We start from the raw sequence: 16,922 nt of genomic DNA, 5'->3' as shown, positions 1-16,922 counted from the left end.
CCCCCGCCTTCGGCTCCTCCTTTATTTCGCTGCGGGGAGCACCCGATGCCCTGTGCACCTGGGCACGCTCGTTGTGCACCGCTGATCAACCACCGCTCCGCATAACGCTCCCGTCGATGGGGTGCCTTGCGCAGCGAAATAAAGGAGGAGGCCGAAGGCCGGGGGACATTCGCGGAGCAAGGTATCCCGTCGGCGGGAGCGCCGCCCTGAACGACAACAACAACCCCGCTCAGGCAGCCTTGGCAATCGGAATCGTCCCGCTGCTCATCCCGCGGTAGACCTCCGCCTCGCCATGCTTCGCAAGCAGCTGCATCAGGTGCTTGCGAATCAGCATCCCCGGCCGATCGGACTCCATCGAATATTCGACGCCGCGCCGCCGCGTGTCGACCAGCGCATCAGGGTCGGTCGATTCGAGGATGTCCTTGTCCTCGCGCGTGACCGCCTCGTCGAAGTCGATCAGCATCTGCGCCGTGCAGTCGGCCTCCGTGTCGTTGCGGAACAGCCATTGGCACAGCTGCATGCGGCCGTCGTCGATGGGCGTGAAGCAGTTGATGATGATGTGGCGCACGCCGCTCGGGTATTCGATGTCGAGCCGGCGCGAGAACGGCAGGAAGTAGGCGTTGCGCATGTGGCGCGTGGTGATCGCATCGGTCACGCCGCTGATCGCGTGGAACTTCACCGGGTTGGCCGCTTCGATGATGGTCTCCGCGTAGAAGCCGCCCTCGTTCTCCACCAGTTCGTACTTGCTCGGCTTCGGGCTCGCGGCCACGCCGAAGGTGGCGCGGTGCACGAAGCTGAAGTGCGAGTTGTCGAACGAGTTCTCGAGCGCGCGCATCGGGCTGGTCTGCCACTCTTCATAGAACTGGAAGATCGTGCGGTAGCCCGGATCGTCGAACTCCGGAATGGCCGGAATGTCGGCAATCGGTTCTTCCAGCGCCACCCAGGCATAGCCGTAGCGCGCGGTGCAGCGGTAGGCGGTGGTGCGGTACTCGGGCGAAATCTTGCGCTCGGCCTCGTACTGCGGAATGCGGATCACCTGCCCGCTGCGGTCGTAGGTCCAGCCGTGGTAGCCGCACTGGATGGCGCCCTGCCCGCAGGCCTGGCCTTCGGCATCGACGCACCAGCCTTTCGACAGCTTCGCGGTGCGATGGCAGCAGCGGTCGCGCAATGCGGCGGGCTGGCCGCCGGCATCAATGAAAAGAACGATGTCTTCGCCAAGAAGCCTGAAGGGCTTCGGGCCATTGGCCAGTTCGGTGAGCGGCATGACGGCATGCCAGAACTTGCGGAAGACGGGTTGTTGGGTGACGAGCATGCGTGGACTCCTTCTGTTGTTGCGCGTGGGTACGAACGAACCTGAAAGAGCAATTTCCTGCCGCAAGGGCTGAACGCTTCTACTCTGCGCCACCTGCCATGCAAATTGCGCGCCTGCATTGTGGCTTGGGTCCGCCACGCATTCAAGCCCTGGCATGGCTCGTGCATCGACTCCCGCAAGAGTAGAAGCGTTCAGCAGCGCACGCACCACCCTTGTGCGCCCGCCCGGAAATTGCTCTTGAAGTGCCTTCCGCCCTGCGCGGAGGGATTCAAGACCCGAGGATTCCGAGGCCCACCATGCAACGTCGTCGATTCTTTTTTCTTGCGGCCAGTGCCGCCGCCAGCACCCTTGCCGCTCCCGCCGTCTTCGCCCAGGGCGGCGGCAAGCCGACCCCGCTCAAGTTCACGCTCGACTTCCGCATCAACGGCCAGACCGCGCCCTTCTTCCTCGCACACAGCAAGGGCTACTACCGGGACGAAGGCCTGGACGTGGCCATCGACACCGGCGCCGGCTCGGTCGCGTCGATCACGCGCATCGCGAGCGGCGTCTACCAGATGGGGCTGGGCGACATCAGCTCGCTGGTCGAGTTCAATGCGCAGAACCCCGGCACCCCGATGGTGCAGGCGGTGTACCAGTACTACAACCGCGCACCCTTCGTGATCATCGGCCGCAAGGACCGCGGCGTCACGGCCGACTTCAAAAGCCTCGCGGGCAAGAAGGTGGCCGCGGCCGCCGTCGAATCGACCCGCCGCGCATGGCCGATGGTGGCGCGCAAGCAGGGCATGCGCAGCGACGCCTTCCAGTGGCAGACCACCGACTTCAGCGCGCGCGACAACGTGATGGTGCGCGGCGACGTCGATGCCGCGACCTACTTTCATGACTCTGCCATTTCGCTCTTCGCGCGCATGAAGGCGGAGGAACTGTCGGTGCTCAAATATGCGGACGCGGGCGTCAACCTGTACGGCAACGCCATCCTCGCGAGCAGCAACCTCATTGCGCAGAACCCCAGGGTGGTTGCGGCCTTCCTGCGCGCCACCAACCGCGCCATCGTCGAGACCTTTGCCAATCCGGCGCCCAGCATTGCGGCCATGCGCCAGCGCGAACCGATCCTCGATGAGAAAATGGAGCTTGAACGCTGGGGTGTCACGGCGCAATATGTAGGTGCCGCCGACACGCGCGGCCACGGCCTCGGCGACATCCGCAAGCTCACGCTCGAGCAGCAGGTCGACGAGGTCGCCGACGTATTCGGCCTCAAGGTCAAGCCCTCGTCCGACGCCATCTTCAACACGTCGATGCTGCCATCGCGCAACGAACGCATGATTCCCACCAAGGCATGAACTTCAGCAACAGCAACCTCCAATCCACCCTCCCCGAAGAAACCACGCTCGACGAACGCGACGGACGCTACCTGCGCAAGGCCATCGTCTGGTCGCATGCGGCGCGCCGCCGCGGCAACCGGCCCTTCGGATCGGTCATCGTCTCGGCCGCCGGCGAAGTGCTGGCCGAAGCGGCCAACAGCAACACCGAATCCGGCGACTGCACGGCGCACGCGGAGATGAACGCGCTGCGTGCGCTCGCGGGGCGCGGCCTCACGCGCGAAGAGCTTGCCGGCGCCACCATCTATGCATCGGGCGAGCCCTGCGTGATGTGCGCGGGCGCGATCTTCTGGTCGAACATCGGCCGCGTGGTGTTCGGCATCGACGCCGAGCGGCTGCGCGTGTTCCGCGGCGAGCGGCAGGACCAGCGCGATGCCGAGCTGTCGTGCCGCGACGTGTTCCGCGCCTCGCCGCATCCGATCGAATGCATCGGGCCCGCGCTGCTCGACGAGGCCAGCGCTGCGCACGACGGCGCCTGGGCCAGCTAGCCGCCGCGCGCGGCGGTGCCGGGCGAATAGACTCGTTGGATGTCCTGGCACGCCCATCTTCATCTCGACTACCGACAGGAAGCCGCCCGCAGCGTCGCGCGCTTTCGCCATGACGGGCCGCTGCGCATCCTGCAAAGCCTCTACCCCGAAGGCGATGCGATCTGCCACAACGTGCTGGTGCATCCGCCGGGCGGGCTGGTGGGCGGCGACACGCTGGACATCGACATCGAGGCGGCCGACGCAAGCCATGGCCTGATCACCACGCCGGGCGCGTCGCGCTTCTACCGCTCCGAAGGCGAGCTTGCGCTGCAGCGCACGCGCATCCGGCTTGCCAAGGGCGCGCGGCTCGAGTGGCTGCCGCTGGAGGCCATCTGCTACAGCGGCTGCCGCGCAGAGAACCGGCTCACCATCGAGGCCGAGCCCGGCGCCGAGATGATCGGCTGGGACGTGACGGCCCTCGGCCTGCCGAACGCCAACCAGCCGTTCGAGCGCGGCACCTACCTGCAGCACATCGAAGTGCCGGGCGTGTGGCTGGAGCGCGGGCGCATCGACGCGGCCGACCATCGGCTGCTGCAGAGCCCACTGGGCTTCGGCGGGCATCGCTGCATCGCGTCGCTGTTCTTCGTGTCGGGTTCGCCGGCCGCGCGGGCGCGGCGCGAGGCGCTGCTTGCGCTCGCGCGCACCGCCATCGATGCGCACGGCCTGCAGGAAAGCGCCGGCGCGACCAGCCCGCATGCGGAGATCGTCGTGCTGCGCGTGCTGGCGCCGGTGGTCGAGCCCGCGATGCAACTGCTCCGGCAGGTGTGGCAGGCCTGGCGCGCCGAGCTGTGGCAGTTGCCGGCGAGCTCGCCGCGGATCTGGGCGACCTAGCGCGGGGGGCCTATCGTGCGCCGTAGCTTTCCAGCAGGACGGCGGACAGCGCGAGTATCTTGGTCTGGGGGGCTTCCTTGAGCCACACCAACCTCGTCTTGGCGCGGCCGAATTTCGAATGCAGCCTGTGAACGCTCAGGCGATCGCGCTCCGCGTAGCTGTCGAGCACGCTGTGCGGCACCAGCGCAATGCCCATGCCGACAGCGACACAGCCAAGGATCAGGTGGTACGAGCCGGCCTCGACGATACGGCCGGGCGCGACGCGGCCGCGCAGGAACCAGTCCTCGAGCCTCTTGCGATGCGGGCAGCCTGGATGAAAGGCCAGGATCGTCTTCGATGGCAGATCCTTCGGCGACGAAATGCGCGCGTGCCTGGCTTCGGCGACGATCACGAGCTCTTCGTCATAGATCTCGATGGACTCGAGCCGAGGATCGGAGACGGGGTCTGCGATGAGCGCTGCATCCAGTTCCGAGCAAAGAATCTGCTTGACCAGGTCGAGAGGATCGCCCGAGAAGAGTTCCAACGCCACATCGGGGTAGCGATCGTGGAAGCGGCCGAGCGGCTCGGGCAGGCGGGCCGCAGCCGTGCTTTCCATCGCGCCGAGGCGCAGCACGCCGGTGGGCCGGTCCGACTTGATGGCGTTGGCCGCTTCCCTGGCCAGGTCGAGCATGCGATCGGCGTAGCCGACAAGTATCCTGCCGGAGGGCGTGAGCTGCATTCGGCGCCCCTCGCGCAGGAACAGCGGGACGCCCAGCTTTTCCTCCAGCACCTTGATGCGAGCCGTCACGCTCGACTGTGCGCGATGCAGCACCTCGGCCGCCCGCACCACGCCGCCGGCCTGGACCACGGTCCGAAAAATCTGCAGATCCGAGAACTCCATGCATCGCCTTCCCTGAACTGTTCGTTCTGTATTTGTCGTTTCTTTGCCAAGCGCATTCTCTTTAGAGTTCCCTGCAACTTCAACAAGGCAATGGTTTCCTGAGTCAGGAATACCCGCAGAACATCATCATGAAAATCGGGCTTATCGGTGTTGGCGTCATGGGAGAACCCATGGCGAAGAATCTCAAGAAGGCCGGGCACAGCGTCACGGTCTACAACCGGACGCCTGCTCGCTGCGATGTGCTGCGCCCCTTGGGCATCGAGGTCGCAGACACGCCGGGCCAGGTCTTCGAGGCCGCGGAGGCCGTCATCATCATGGTGCCGAGCCATCTGGAGGTGGACCAGGTCCTGGAGCGCTCCCCGGAGGGCGCGATCGCCGCGCCCGTGACGGGCCGGACCATCGTGCTGATGGCCACCGTGGCACCGGCGTACTCGACGGCGCTTGGCGCCAGCCTCGCGGCCGCGGGCGCCCGCTACGTCGAAGCACCGGTCTCGGGCTCCAGGCTGCCCGCCGAAACGGCGCAGCTCGTGATCCTGGCGTCGGCCGCCGAACAGGCGCACATCGACCACGTGCAGCCACTGTTCGATGCGATCGGAAAGAAGACGGTTCGCTGCGGCCCGGTTCCCATGGCCATGCGCATGAAGCTGGCCAATCAGCTCTTGCTGATCGCCTGCTTCGAGGCGATTTCGGAGGCGACGCACTTCGCTGCAGGCATCGGCCTGGACGTGCAGCAGTTTCTCGAGATGGCGCAGGCCGGCCCTTTGGCCAACGACGTGCTGCGCTCGAAAGTCGCCAAGCTCGTGTCGAACGACTTTGCCCAGCAGGCCCCGATCCGCCACGTGGCCAAGGACATCGGGCTGGTTTGCGACGAAGCGGAGCAACGCGGCGTGTGGCTTCCGATTGCCACGGCCAACCGTTCGCTGTTTGCGGAGGCCATGCAGGCCGGGCAATCGCAGGACGATGCCATCGGCATCATCAAGATCCTGCGCAGGGGCAGGTAGCCATGTCCGCAGCTTCTTCCACCGCACTCGCGGGATCCGCGGGGCGGCATTCGCTGGCCGCGGGCGTGCTGTGCGGCCTTGCGGTTGCGCTGATCTGGTCGAGCTGGTCGGTGGCCACGCGGTTTGCCGTGACCACCACCCTGGGGCCGCATGACGTGACGTTCCTTCGCTTCAGTGTTTCGGCCCTGCTCCTGTGGCCCATCCTGGCTCGAAAGGGCCTTGGCCTCGCACAGATCGGCGTCGCGCGGCTGCTGGTGATGGTGCTGGGCGCGGGAGTGCCTTTCATGATGCTCGGTTCTGTAGGCATGCGCTTCGCACTCGCCTCGCATGTCGCCACGCTCATGATCGGAACGATGCCGATCTGGGTGGCGGTGCTGTCCGGCGTTCTGTTCGGTGAAAAGTTCAGCCGCCAGCAACTCGGCGGCATGGCGGTCGTCCTCGCCGGCGTGCTCTGCATCGGCGGCTATGCGCTCCTTGCCAATCGTGCGGCAGGCGAGTGGCGAGGCGATCTGCTGTTCCTGCTGGCTGGCCTGTGCTTTGCAAGCTTCACCATTGCGCAGCGCCGCTCCGGCATCAGTCCCTGGCACGCCACCGCGCTGGTGAACGTGTGCTCCGCCGTGCTGTTCGCACCGATCTACTTCTTCTGGTTCACCCCGAACATCTTCACTGCGCCACCGGCGGCCGTCGGGTTCCAGGTTGTCGCGCAAGGCATTCTGGTCGCGATCCTCGGGATGTACTTCTATACCGAGGCCGTGCGCCGGCTCGGCGCTCCCAGGGCGGCCATCTTCGGTGCCCTCGCGCCGGCGCTCGCTGCATTGATCGGTGCGCTGTTTCTCAAGGAAATTCCGGCTGCGCTCACCCTGGCCGGAATTGCCTTGGTGATGGGCGGGGTCGCACTGGTGGTGACGGGGGCACGCGCCAAGCCAAGGTGATCAAGCGGCGCACAACGTGCGGAATGTTTCAAGCCGGCATGTCGGTCCGCGGCAGCCGCAGGTGCTTCTTCAATGTCTCGAACACCTGCCGCGTGACCGGATTCACCACGTGGCTGCGCACGTACAGGTAGTAGGCCAGGTCGGGCAGGCGCGGCATGCCGTCGCCGGCGCCCAGCACGCGCAGGCCGGCGTCGAGCTGCTCCACGCCGCGCGCCGTGACGCCCAGGCCCGCGCGCAAGGCGGCCTTGATGCCGATCAGGCTCGACGAGGTGTAGCGCGGCGTCCATGCCACGCCCGCGGCGTCGAGCGCCTCGTGGCCGATGCGGCGGAAGATGCTGGGGCCGTCGGCCATGATCAGCGGCACCGGCTTGGATGGGTCGTGCACGTAGCTGGCGGCGCAGAGCCACACGGTCGGCGAATTGCGCAGCACCACGCCGTCGAACTGCGGGTCGGCGCGGTTCGAGATGATCATGTCGACCTCGCCACTCTTGAGCGAGGTCATGAGATAGGGGCTGCGGCCGATGTGGATGTCCAGTTGCAGCAGCGGCGAGGTGCGCGCCACCTCGGTGAGCAGCAGCGGCAGCATGGTCTCGGCCACGTCGTGCGGCGCGCCGATGCGCAGGTTGCCTTCGAGCTCGCCCTGGCGCAGGCTGCGCAGCGCCTCGTCGTTGAGCGCGAGCAGGTGGTGCGCGTAGGTCAGGAGCCGCTCGCCATGTTCGGTGAGGCGCTTCTGCCGGCCCTGCTTGGCGAACAGCGCGTGGCCCACCTGCTCTTCGAGCCGCTGCATCTGCTGCGTGATGGCCGACTGCGTGCGACCCAGGTGCACGGCCGCCGCCGCAAAGCTGTGGTGGCTGACGACGGCCGCGAAGGAGCGCAGCAATTCAAGATCGAGCGTGGGCATACATTAATTTTATTGATGTATTTGTTGCGCCGGCTGGATTGTCGGGTCACGCTCTGGTCACTACAGTGAATGCACACCAAGACACGCATCCCCACTGGAGAACCCTGCATGAGCACCCTGTCCGACCCACGCCGCGAGGCGGTCGCCGCGTCCATCGACCGGATGAAGAAAGCCATTGGCGGCGCTGAACCAACCCGTGAAAAGCTCGATGCGGTGCTCGAAGCGCTGCAAGGGCTGGCCGCGCGCACCGACTACTGGGGGCCCGCCGACTTTCCGGCGCCCGAGGCCGGCGAGCACCAGGCCCGCTACCTGATTGCCGAGGACCCGGACCAGAGCTTTGCGCTTTATCTCAACGTGATGCGCCCGGGCAAGAAGATCGTGCCGCACAACCACACCACCTGGGCCTGCATTGCCGCGGTGGAAGGCACCGAGCACAACCGCGTGTACGAACGGCGCGACGACGGCTCGGTGCCGGGCGTCGGCAAGCTCGAGCAAACCGCGCTGGTCGTGGTTGCGCCCGGCAAGGGCATTGCGCTGATGCCCGAGGACATCCACTCGGTCGAGATCCAGGGCGAGCAGGTCATTCGGCACCTGCACATGTACGGCCGCGCGCTCGAGACGCTGAACCAGCGCACCGCGTACGACCTGGAAGCCGGCACCTGCCAGACGATGGGCATCGGCGTGCAGACGCGCCGCTAGGCCCCTCTTCTTCCAACCTCGTCTCTTTCATGCGGGCCGCGCCGGGCGCGGCCTCGCAGGACCGCGTTCGTTCCAACGGCTTGCTTTCCATGACCTCTTTCATCGATCCGAAGACCCTCAAATCCTGGCTGCACGACGGCGGCGAGATCGCGCTGCTCGACGTGCGCGAGCACGGCCAGTACGGCGAGGCGCACCTCTTCTACGGCATTCCGCTGCCCTTCAGCCGGCTCGAACTCGATGCGCCGCGCCTCATGCCGCGCCGCAGCGTGCGCGTGGTCGCGTATGACGGTGGCGATTCCGACGTGGCCGAGCGCGCCGCCCGCCGCCTCGCCGCGCTGGACTACACCGACGTGCACGTTCTGCAGGGCGGCACCCGCGCCTGGAAGGCCGCAGGCCATGCGCTCTTCGCGGGCGTCAACCTGCCGTCGAAGACCTTCGGCGAACTGGCCGAAGAGGCCTATCACACGCCGCGCGTGAGCGCCGACCAATTGGCCGAGATGCTGGCGCGCAAGGACAAGGTGGTGGTGCTCGACGGCCGGCCGGTGAGCGAGTTCCACAAGATGAACATCCCCACGGCCACCTGCTGCCCCAATGGCGAGCTCGCCTATCGCGTGCGCCGGCTGGTGCCCGACACCACCACGCCCATCGTCATCAATTGCGCGGGCCGCACGCGCAGCATCATCGGCGCGCAGACGCTCATCAACCTGGGCCTGCCCAACCCGGTCTATGCGCTGGAGAACGGCACGCAGGGCTGGTACCTGAACGACCACGCGCTGGAGCACGGCGGCACGCGGCGCTATGCGCCGGACAGCGGCAACACCGACCTGCGGCCGGCCGCCAAGGCACTGGCCGAGCGCTTCGGCGTGCCCACGGTCACGGCGCAAACGGTGCAGCAATGGGCCGGCGACGGCAGCCGCAGCCTGTTTCTCTGCGACGTGCGCACGCCCGAGGAATTCGCGGCCCGCACGCTGCCCGGCGCGCAGCACACGCCCGGCGGGCAATTGATGCAGGCCGGCGACCAGTACGTCGGCGTGCGCGGCGCGCGGCTCGTGCTGTTCGACGACGACGGCGTGCGCGCGCCCACCATTGCGCACTGGCTGCGGCAGATGGGCCACGAAGCGAGCGTGCTCGAAGGCGGACTCGCGAGCGGGCTGTCGCTCGCGCCCGCCGCCGCGCCCGCTGCACCCGCGCTGGCGACGATCGATGCAGAGGCGCTGTCCGCCCGCCTTGCGCAGGGCGAGGTGGCGCTGGTCGACCTGCGCCCGAGCATGCAGTTCCGCGCCGGCCACATCCCGCAGGCGCGCTGGTCGATACGCCCGCGCCTCGCCCAGGACGTGAAGAGCGAAACGCGCCAGCTCGTGCTGGTGGCCGACGACGCTGCGCTCGCGGCATGGGCCGCGGCGTCCGAGCTGGCCGGCCTCTCGCCCGCGCCGCTGCTGCTCGAAGGCGGCATGGCCGCATGGCGCAATGCCGGCCTGCCGGTGCAGGCCACGCCCGCCCTGCCCGCGGACGCGGACTGCATCGACTACCTGTTCTTCGTGCACGACCGCCACGACGGCAACAAGGAAGCGGCGCGCCGCTACCTCGCCTGGGAGACCGGCCTGGTCGCGCAGCTCGATGCGCAGGAGCGCTCGGCCTTCAGGCTGCCCACCGCTTCCGCCGCGCGGCACGCCTAGCTCCCCCGGTTTCGCTTTCTCCGTTCGCCGTTGTCAGTTCCTATTCCAGGAGTTTCGTCATGTCGTCTGCCTTTCGCATTCCGAGCCTTGCCCGTCTTTCAATCGCTGCCGCATGGCTCGCGGCCATGGCGCTGCAGCCGGCCTCGGCCCAGCCGCTGCCTGCGCGCAACGGCTTTCCGTCGCAGCCGGTGAAGTTCGTCTCGCCCTTTCCCCCGGGCGGCGGCAACGACGCCACGGCGCGGCTGGTGACCACGCGGCTGCCGGAAATCATGGGACAGGCCGCGGTGGTGGACAACCGCGGCGGCGCGGGCGGCAACATCGGCGCCAAGTCGGTGGCCGAGGCCAAGCCCGACGGCTACACGGTGCTGACCTCGCAGGTGTCGATCATGGCGGTGAACCCCTCGCTCTACTCGGCGCCCGGCTTCGACCCGATCAAGAACTTCGTGCCGATCACGCAGATCAACGCGGCGCCGCTCGCGCTGGTGGTGGAAGCCAATTCGCCCTACAAGACTTTCGCCGACCTGGCCACGCGCGCCAAGGCCAGCCCCGGCAAGCTCACCTATGCCACGCCGGGCAACGGCACGCTCTCGCACCTGGTCGGCGTGGTGCTGCAAAAGGACAGCGGCGTGGACATGACGCATGTGCCCTACAAGGGCGCCGGCCCCGCGCTCACCGACCTGCTCGGCGGACAGGTCGACGTGCTCGTGACCTCGACCTCCTCGGTCGCGGGCATGGTGCAGAACGGCAAGCTGCGCGTGCTGGCCGTCACCAGCCCGCGCCGCATCGGCGTGTTCGCCAAGGCACCCACGCTCGAGGAGCTGGGCTATGCCAATGCCCGCTTCGAGGACTGGTACGGCTTCTTTGCGCCGGCCGGCACGCCGCCCGAGCGCGTGGCCTACCTGAACGAAGCCATCGTGCGCACGCTGCGCCTGCCCGAGGTGACCAAGCTCGTGAACGACGGCGGCAGCGAGGTGGTGGCCAACACGCCCGAAGCCTTTGCCGCGCAGCTGCGCCAGGACATCGACCGCTGGTCGCGCATCGTCAAGCTTTCGGGCGCCAAGGCCGATTGACGCACCATAGAGGCCCGCGCTCGCTGGAACACACCATGTCCGATTCGTCCAAAGACACCGCAGGCCACTCCCTCGACACCCGGCTCGCCCACGCCGGCAAGGCCCCGGCCTACTTCGGCGGCTCGCCGGTCAACACGCCGCTGGTGCGCGCGAGCACCGTGCTGTTCGACAGCGTGGCAGCCATGCGCGAGACGCGCGCGCGGCGCGGCGAAGAGCGCGCCTTCAGCTACGGCGCACGCGGCACGCCCACCACCTTCGCGCTCGAGGACGCGGTGAGCGAACTCGAAGGCGCCCACCGCACGCGCCTCTTTCCCACCGGCCTGGCCGCCATCGGCATGGTGCTGCTGTCGTACCTGAAGCCCGGCGACCATGTGCTGATGTCGGACAGCGTGTACGAGCCGGCGCGCAAGCTCGTGCATTCCTTCCTCGATCCCTATGGCATCCGCTGCAGCTTCTTTGCCGCGGACGGCAGCGGTGTGGAGGAACTGTTCGAGCCCAACACGAAGCTCGTGTATGCCGAATGCCCCGGTTCGCTGGTCTACGAGATGTGCGACCTGCCGAAGCTGGCCGAGCTGGCCCATGCGCGCGGCGCGCTCGTTGCCGCGGACAACACCTGGGGCTCGGGCGTTCAATACCGGCCGCTTGCACTGGGCGCCGACATCTCGCTGATGGCCGCCACCAAGTACCTCTCGGGCCACTCCGACGTGATGATGGGCACCGTGGCCACCACGCGCGAAGCCTGGCAGCCGCTCAACGAGCGCTGCGACGCCTTCGGCATGACCGTGAGCCCGGACGATGCCTGGCTGGTGCTGCGCGGCATGCGCACGCTGTCCGCGCGGCTGCAGATGCACGAGCGGCATGCGATGGAGGTGGCGCACTGGCTGCAGGCGCGGCCCGAAGTGGCGGCGGTGTTCTGCCCCGCGCTGCCACAGCACGCGGGCCACGCGCTCTGGAAGCGCGACTGCCGCGGCACCAACGGGCTGGTCTCGTTCGAGCTGCAGCCGGGCACCGAGAACGCCGCGGTCGAGCGCTTCGTTGATGCACTGTCGCTGTTCGGCCGGGGCTCGTCCTGGGGCGGCTACGAAAGCCTGGTGGCCTGGGCCGACATGCGCGCGGCGCGCAGCGTGACCGACTGGAGCGCACGCGGCGCGGTCATCCGGCTGCACGTGGGGCTCGAGTCGCCTTCGGACCTGCTGCGCGATCTTGAATGCGGCTTTGCGGCGCTGGGTGCCGGCTGAGGCACCTGTGCAGCAGCTCAGGCCGCGATCGGCTCGGGAAGAATGGCCGTCAGCGCAAAGTCGACCAGATGGAGCCAGGTCGCCTCGAGCCCCATGATGCTGTGGTGGTCCGAGGCAGGCACGGTCTGCACGCTGATGGGCGTGGGCCAGGCCGCGATCAGCTTCTGCGAGCGCTCGGGCAGCACCACGTCGTCGCGCTCGGCCAGCAGCACCTGGGTCTTGGCGGCCACTTCCTTGCAGTGCGTGAGCGAGTCGAAGCGGTGCCGCAGCAAGAGCGCGAGCGGAACCAGCGGAAAGCGCTTCTTCGCCACTTCGAGCATCGAGTCGTAGGGCGTGACCAGTTGCAGGCTCGAGAAGTCCTGCTGCGCCACCAGCTGGATGGCCACGCCCGTGCCCAGGCTGCGGCCGACCACGTGCAGGCGCGCCTGCGGAAAGGCCTTGCGCAGGTGGTTGGCAAACTGGATCGCGTCCGCCACCGAGGCGATCTCGGAGGGATGCCCTTCGGAGTCGGCCACGCCGCGGTAGTTGACCGCCGCAAACCCGAAGCCCTCCGGCAGCCAGTGCAGCGCCTGCGCGGTGGCGCGGACGTCCTCGCCCCGGCCGGCAAAATAGATGAACAGGTCCTGCAGCGCGTCTTCGCCCTGCGGGTGGTAGACGTAGCCGCGCACCATGCCGCCCGGCACGGTGTGGGAGTAGGTGGAAAAGTCGTCGGACAGATGGACGACCGGAAGCTTCCTGGCGTTGAAGAGGATGTGCCCCTGCCGCGTGGCAAGAAGGGTCCAGTACGCCGCCATGCCGCCAATGGCGGCGGCCGAGGCCGAGAGTGCAATGCGAAAGGCTTTGGAAGATGACAAGGCTTGGCTCCTGCTTACTTCTTGCAGTCGCCGCCGACGGACACCGTGCCGTCCTTGCACTCCGTCAATATCTCTTCGCCGGCCGGGCCTGCGCTCGGATGCGCCGGGCCCGCGCCTGCTGCGGGAGCGTCTTCGCGCTGGTAGACGATCTTCTTGCTGCCGAGATCGCAGCTGCCCACCACCTGCCCGGGCGCCTCTGCGTTGGCATCGACGGTGATGACGGCGAAGCGCGTCACGCCGGCCGCAGCAATCTTCGCTTCGATCTGGGTGCGCAGGGCTTCGCAGTTTTCGGCGCCGTGGGCGGTGCCCGCCAGGGCAAGCGCCATGGGAATCAACCAGGGTTTCATGATGAGTCGGCCTCGCAGCGGAGGGTTTGGCAAACAAAGAGTCTAGCCCTTCATTTTCCGGCGACGCATCCTCGCGCACGATGCGGTAACCAGGCGTCACTGCCCGCACCGCGCACTCGCAGGCTCAGCCGCAGGCGTTCCTTCCGGCCGGGGACTGGCGCAGCCTGTTGAGGAAGGCAAGCTGCACCCTGGCCGTCTCGCTGCCCTGCGAGGCGGCGCGCAGCATCCACTGGCGGGCCTCGCAGCGGTCGGCCCTGATGGCGGCGCCGTACAGCGTCGGCCCCGCCAGCAGCACCATGCCCAGCATCTCCTGCGCCTCGGCGTGGTCCTCGGCCGCCGCTTGCCGAAGCTGTTCGAGCATCGCGCGGTAGTCGCGGGCGGCCTGCGCTTCCAGTGCCAGCTGGAAGCGCTGCTCGGCGTGCAGCACGACGCCCGCATCCGGCGGCTGCGCCGCAGAGAGCGCCGCCGCAAGGCACAGGGCGCCCGAAAGGCCGATGCGCCAGCGCAGCGACCAGCTTGCGATTTGATTCAATTCGGAAGCCATCGATGTTCTCCACCACTCGTTTGCGTGGAGGCCATCGTGGCAGCAGGCGGCGGCCGCGAGAAACTGGATTTCGCGCAGCCAGGCTCAGCCGGCGCCTGAGCCCTTGCGCGTCGTCACGCGCTTCAGAACTTTGCGGTCAGCGCCACCTGCAGCTCGCGCCCCGGTCCCGGCATGATCAGGTTGTCGACGCTGCCGTGCGCGGACACGTAGTACTTCCTGCCCGTGATGTTCTTCAGGTTGACCGAGAGCTCGTAGCGCTCGGTCCTGTAGCTTGCGGCCAGGTCGGCCGTGACATACGAAGGCAGCGTCACCAGGTTGCTGAGCGAGGCATAGCGCGCGGCCACGTAGTTCACGCCGCCGCCCGCGCTCAGGCCATGGCCCAGGTCCTTCATGAGCCACACGAAGGCCGAGTGCCGCGGCGTGAGCGGCGCCACCTTGCCCTGCACCGGCATCGCGGCGCCGATGGGCAGCTGCAGCGAACTCACGGTGGCCAGCGACTTGACCATGCGGCCGTCCAGGTAGGCGTAGCCCGCGCTGACGTCCCAGCGCCCCGGCAGCTTGCCGGCCAACGCCAGTTCCATGCCGTTGGTGCGCTGCGTGCCCACGTTGATCTGCCGCGCCGGGTTGGACGGATCGGTGTTCTTGATGCCCGAGCGCTCCAGGTTGAAGAGCGCGGCCGTGAGGTTGAGCGCGCCGTCCAGGAAGTCGAGCTTGGCGCCGATCTCCTTGTTGACGGTGATCTCGGGATCGTTGGCGGCGTTGTTGGCCGACAGCGCGAAGGTCTCGGCTGAAGGCTGGAACGAGCGGCTGTACGACACGTAGTAGGACTGCGAGTCGCTCGGCTGCCAGACCAGGCCCGCGCGCGGGCTGAACTTGCGGTCGGTGCGCGAGAAGGGAGCCAGCGTGCGCTCGAAGGAAGTCTCCTGGCGGAAGTCGTCGTAGCGTCCGCCGACGAGCGCCTTCCACTGCGGCGCCAGCGTGATCTGGTCCTGCGCATAGAGCGCGGCCGTCTTGAAGGTGGAGTTGCTCGGAATCGCGCTGTTGGCCAGGTAGCTGGCGAGCGGGATGGGCGGCGGCGCGGAGACCGGGTTCAGGATGCTCACGCGCTCGAAGCCGGTGGCCGAGGACACCGTGTACGCACGCTTGTCCTGCTTGCCGAGTTCGGCGCCGATCAGCCACTCCTGCTTGAAGCCGCCGAGCTCGTTGCGCCATGTCAGGTCGGTCTGGTTGAACCAGCCGCTCTCGTCGCGGTCGACGAAGCCGCGGGTGCGGCCGACGGTCATGCGCACCGGGTCGGTGGTGCCGCTGGGCAGCGTGTTGAAGCGGTCGAGTTTGTAGCTGTAGTAGCGCGTGGTGTTGCGCAGGCTCAGCGTGTCGCTGAAGCGGTGGTTGAGCGTGGCGGTGAAGGACTGCACGCGGGTGGTGGTGGTGTCGTCGCGCTTCGCGAAGGCCGAGCCGTAGTAGGTGCCGATCGGCACGTTCACGGGGCGGCCGTTGAGCGCCGGAATGCCGAAGTCGGTCAGCCGCTGGTCGTAGGCGTTGGTGTACTGCAGCAGCAGGTCGGTCTGCGGGCTGAACTTCATGGCCAGCGAGGGCGCGATGCTGTAGCGGTCGATGAACTGCTGGTCGCGATAGCTGCCCGACTTTTCGCGCGCCACGTTCAGGCGGAAGGCCATGTTCTCGCCGATGGGGCGATTGAGGTCGGCCGTGAGCCGCTTGAAGTCGTGGGTGCCCAGGCCGAGCGACACTTCGCCGAAGGGGCGCTCGAAGATCGGCTTCTTCGTCACGCGGTTGATCAGCCCGCCCGACGAGCCGCGGCCGTACAGCACCGCGGCCGGGCCCTTGAGCACCTCGATGCGCTCGGTGTCCGACAGGTCGCGGAAGTACAGCGCGTCGTCGCGCACGCCGTCCACGAACCAGTCGGCAATGGCCGTGAAGCCGCGGATCACCACCTGGTCGCGCTGGCCGTCGCCCGCATTGAAGGAAACGCCGGGCGCATTGCGCAGCGCGTCCTGCATGGAGGTGGCGCCCTGGTCCCGCAGCAGCTGCGCGGGCAGCACGTTGACCGCCTGGGGAATGTCGCGCAGCGGCGCACTGCCTTTCGTGGCCGTGCTGCCGACCGACGGGGCATAGCCGGGCTCCTGCTCGGAGGTGACGGTGATCTCCTGCAGCGTGCTGGCCGAGGTCTGGGCCTCGGCCGCGCAATGCAGTGCGGCAAGGATGGCAAGGAAGAGCGGCGTGCGGCGAAGGCGGCGACGCACGGCAGGCGGGCGAGCGGACATGGAGAATTTCCCTCAGGGCGATTTTTTGGGATCGCGAAGCGCCATGCCGCTTCTTCCATCGACCGATGGAGAAACCGCATGCGCCCTGCCTGGAGAAAAATCTGGGTTGGGTCCTTTGCCCGGTTCGCCCTGGCGCGTGGCCGGGGCTTCCTGCAACAAAAGTTCGCTTCGCGCGAACGGCGGGATTGTAAACACAGCCGCGCTGCTTGCGCGCGGCGCCGCCGCCGCCCTCTTCAGCAGCAGCGCCCCTTGCCCCCGCCGTAGCGCGCCTCGAGCCGCTCGCGGAAGAAGGCCTCGTAGCTCATCGGCGGCTGCTCGGGGTGCGTGGCCGCCATGTGGGTCAGGTAGGCGTCGTAGTCGGGCAGCCCGACCATGAGCCGCAGCGACTGCTTGAGCGAGCGCGCGAAGTAGCGCCCGGCTTCCGGCAATGCGAGAGCCATGGGACCCCCGCG

At 67.8% G+C, this 16,922-nt stretch carries 17 protein-coding genes; 9 read left to right on the top strand and 8 right to left on the bottom strand.

Annotation, left to right across the window (positions count from 1 at the left end; all coding sequences use genetic code 11):
* Positions 1–229 precede the first annotated feature (229 nt).
* On the bottom strand, positions 230–1,312 hold the full coding sequence (locus tag VPA02S_RS23455) for an aromatic ring-hydroxylating dioxygenase subunit alpha (RefSeq protein ID WP_062365826.1): 1,083 nt from the start codon (positions 1,310–1,312) through the stop codon (positions 230–232).
* A 296-nt stretch (positions 1,313–1,608) separates the two neighbouring features.
* On the opposite strand from VPA02S_RS23455, the gene VPA02S_RS23450 reads away from it, so the two are divergent.
* From VPA02S_RS23450 to VPA02S_RS23440, 3 genes are read left to right on the top strand one after another with little or no spacing between them, the layout of a single operon-like run.
* Positions 1,609–2,649, top strand: a complete 1,041-nt coding sequence (locus tag VPA02S_RS23450; RefSeq protein WP_062365825.1) for an ABC transporter substrate-binding protein — start codon at positions 1,609–1,611, stop codon at positions 2,647–2,649.
* Positions 2,646–3,176, top strand: a complete 531-nt coding sequence (locus tag VPA02S_RS23445; RefSeq protein WP_015866746.1) for a nucleoside deaminase — start codon at positions 2,646–2,648, stop codon at positions 3,174–3,176. Before VPA02S_RS23450 ends, VPA02S_RS23445 begins: the two co-directional genes overlap by 4 nt.
* 39 nt (positions 3,177–3,215) lie before the next feature.
* Positions 3,216–4,046, top strand: a complete 831-nt coding sequence (locus VPA02S_RS23440; RefSeq protein ID WP_062365824.1) for an urease accessory protein UreD — start codon at positions 3,216–3,218, stop codon at positions 4,044–4,046.
* Between the two features lie 10 nt (positions 4,047–4,056).
* On the opposite strand, the gene VPA02S_RS23435 is transcribed toward VPA02S_RS23440, so the two are convergent.
* Positions 4,057–4,926, bottom strand: coding sequence for a LysR family transcriptional regulator (locus tag VPA02S_RS23435; RefSeq protein ID WP_062365823.1), 870 nt, complete (start codon positions 4,924–4,926; stop codon positions 4,057–4,059).
* 128 nt (positions 4,927–5,054) lie between these two features.
* On the opposite strand from VPA02S_RS23435, the gene VPA02S_RS23430 reads away from it, so the two are divergent.
* Together VPA02S_RS23430 and VPA02S_RS23425 are read left to right on the top strand one after the other, a co-directional pair.
* Positions 5,055–5,927, top strand: a complete 873-nt coding sequence (locus VPA02S_RS23430; RefSeq protein ID WP_081247624.1) for an NAD(P)-dependent oxidoreductase — start codon at positions 5,055–5,057, stop codon at positions 5,925–5,927.
* 2 nt (positions 5,928–5,929) lie between these two features.
* Positions 5,930–6,859, top strand: a complete 930-nt coding sequence (locus VPA02S_RS23425) for a DMT family transporter (protein WP_081247623.1) — start codon at positions 5,930–5,932, stop codon at positions 6,857–6,859.
* A 28-nt stretch (positions 6,860–6,887) separates the two neighbouring features.
* Here the strand turns inward: VPA02S_RS23425 and VPA02S_RS23420 are convergent, their stop codons facing one another.
* Entirely contained in the window at positions 6,888–7,760 is an 873-nt protein-coding gene (locus tag VPA02S_RS23420; RefSeq protein WP_015866748.1) for a LysR substrate-binding domain-containing protein, read from the bottom strand.
* 108 nt (positions 7,761–7,868) lie between these two features.
* On the opposite strand from VPA02S_RS23420, the gene VPA02S_RS23415 reads away from it, so the two are divergent.
* The 4 genes from VPA02S_RS23415 to metC all read left to right on the top strand — a co-directional run bounded on the left by VPA02S_RS23415 (position 7,869) and on the right by metC (position 12,443).
* Positions 7,869–8,459, top strand: coding sequence for a mercaptosuccinate dioxygenase (locus VPA02S_RS23415; protein ID WP_062365821.1), 591 nt, complete (start codon positions 7,869–7,871; stop codon positions 8,457–8,459).
* Positions 8,460–8,548: 89 nt separating this feature from the next.
* Positions 8,549–10,135 carry a rhodanese-like domain-containing protein gene (locus VPA02S_RS23410; protein ID WP_062365820.1) on the top strand — a complete coding sequence of 529 codons (1,587 nt, stop codon included), beginning with the start codon at positions 8,549–8,551 and terminating at the stop codon, positions 10,133–10,135.
* Positions 10,136–10,194: 59 nt separating this feature from the next.
* Positions 10,195–11,205 (top strand): Bug family tripartite tricarboxylate transporter substrate binding protein, encoded by a 1,011-nt coding sequence (locus tag VPA02S_RS23405; RefSeq protein ID WP_027730745.1) that lies wholly within the window; start codon positions 10,195–10,197, stop codon positions 11,203–11,205.
* Between the two features lie 35 nt (positions 11,206–11,240).
* Entirely contained in the window at positions 11,241–12,443 is a 1,203-nt protein-coding gene (gene metC / locus VPA02S_RS23400) for a cystathionine beta-lyase (protein ID WP_062365819.1), read from the top strand.
* 17 nt (positions 12,444–12,460) lie between these two features.
* Here the strand turns inward: metC and VPA02S_RS23395 are convergent, their stop codons facing one another.
* From VPA02S_RS23395 to VPA02S_RS23375, 5 genes are all read right to left on the bottom strand, one after another.
* On the bottom strand, positions 12,461–13,297 hold the full coding sequence (locus tag VPA02S_RS23395) for an alpha/beta hydrolase (RefSeq protein ID WP_018905299.1): 837 nt from the start codon (positions 13,295–13,297) through the stop codon (positions 12,461–12,463).
* Between the two features lie 14 nt (positions 13,298–13,311).
* Positions 13,312–13,644: a DUF1161 domain-containing protein gene (locus tag VPA02S_RS23390; RefSeq protein ID WP_062365818.1), complete on the bottom strand. Its 333-nt coding sequence runs from the start codon at positions 13,642–13,644 to the stop codon at positions 13,312–13,314.
* Positions 13,645–13,768: 124 nt separating this feature from the next.
* Complete coding sequence (locus tag VPA02S_RS23385) at positions 13,769–14,188, bottom strand: SEL1-like repeat protein (protein ID WP_018905297.1); 420 nt, start codon at positions 14,186–14,188, stop codon at positions 13,769–13,771.
* A gap of 122 nt (positions 14,189–14,310) precedes the next feature.
* A complete protein-coding gene (locus VPA02S_RS23380; RefSeq protein ID WP_062365817.1) occupies positions 14,311–16,470 on the bottom strand; it encodes a TonB-dependent receptor in 2,160 nt (719 codons plus the stop codon).
* 233 nt (positions 16,471–16,703) lie between these two features.
* On the bottom strand, positions 16,704–16,910 hold the full coding sequence (locus VPA02S_RS23375) for a YbdD/YjiX family protein (RefSeq protein WP_015866757.1): 207 nt from the start codon (positions 16,908–16,910) through the stop codon (positions 16,704–16,706).
* Between the last annotated feature and the right edge of the window lie 12 nt (positions 16,911–16,922).

Source organism: Variovorax paradoxus NBRC 15149, from assembly GCF_001591365.1.
Lineage (GTDB): Bacteria > Pseudomonadota > Gammaproteobacteria > Burkholderiales > Burkholderiaceae_C > Variovorax > Variovorax paradoxus.
The sequence above is the reverse complement of the archived record's forward strand: the minus strand, read 5'-3'. Positions and strand labels throughout refer to the sequence as shown.

What these genes read in the sequence shown, in the direction of transcription:
- VPA02S_RS23455 (WP_062365826.1), bottom strand. Translation starts at nt 1,312, where the DNA reads ATGCTCGTCACCCAACAACCCGTCTTCCGCAAGTTCTGGCATGCCGTC.
- VPA02S_RS23450 (WP_062365825.1), top strand. Translation starts at nt 1,609, where the DNA reads ATGCAACGTCGTCGATTCTTTTTTCTTGCGGCCAGTGCCGCCGCCAGC.
- VPA02S_RS23445 (WP_015866746.1), top strand. Translation starts at nt 2,646, where the DNA reads ATGAACTTCAGCAACAGCAACCTCCAATCCACCCTCCCCGAAGAAACC.
- VPA02S_RS23440 (WP_062365824.1), top strand. Translation starts at nt 3,216, where the DNA reads ATGTCCTGGCACGCCCATCTTCATCTCGACTACCGACAGGAAGCCGCC.
- VPA02S_RS23435 (WP_062365823.1), bottom strand. Translation starts at nt 4,926, where the DNA reads ATGGAGTTCTCGGATCTGCAGATTTTTCGGACCGTGGTCCAGGCCGGC.
- VPA02S_RS23430 (WP_081247624.1), top strand. Translation starts at nt 5,055, where the DNA reads ATGAAAATCGGGCTTATCGGTGTTGGCGTCATGGGAGAACCCATGGCG.
- VPA02S_RS23425 (WP_081247623.1), top strand. Translation starts at nt 5,930, where the DNA reads ATGTCCGCAGCTTCTTCCACCGCACTCGCGGGATCCGCGGGGCGGCAT.
- VPA02S_RS23420 (WP_015866748.1), bottom strand. Translation starts at nt 7,760, where the DNA reads ATGCCCACGCTCGATCTTGAATTGCTGCGCTCCTTCGCGGCCGTCGTC.
- VPA02S_RS23415 (WP_062365821.1), top strand. Translation starts at nt 7,869, where the DNA reads ATGAGCACCCTGTCCGACCCACGCCGCGAGGCGGTCGCCGCGTCCATC.
- VPA02S_RS23410 (WP_062365820.1), top strand. Translation starts at nt 8,549, where the DNA reads ATGACCTCTTTCATCGATCCGAAGACCCTCAAATCCTGGCTGCACGAC.
- VPA02S_RS23405 (WP_027730745.1), top strand. Translation starts at nt 10,195, where the DNA reads ATGTCGTCTGCCTTTCGCATTCCGAGCCTTGCCCGTCTTTCAATCGCT.
- metC (WP_062365819.1), top strand. Translation starts at nt 11,241, where the DNA reads ATGTCCGATTCGTCCAAAGACACCGCAGGCCACTCCCTCGACACCCGG.
- VPA02S_RS23390 (WP_062365818.1), bottom strand. Translation starts at nt 13,644, where the DNA reads ATGAAACCCTGGTTGATTCCCATGGCGCTTGCCCTGGCGGGCACCGCC.
- VPA02S_RS23385 (WP_018905297.1), bottom strand. Translation starts at nt 14,188, where the DNA reads ATGGCTTCCGAATTGAATCAAATCGCAAGCTGGTCGCTGCGCTGGCGC.
- VPA02S_RS23380 (WP_062365817.1), bottom strand. Translation starts at nt 16,470, where the DNA reads ATGTCCGCTCGCCCGCCTGCCGTGCGTCGCCGCCTTCGCCGCACGCCG.
- VPA02S_RS23375 (WP_015866757.1), bottom strand. Translation starts at nt 16,910, where the DNA reads ATGGCTCTCGCATTGCCGGAAGCCGGGCGCTACTTCGCGCGCTCGCTC.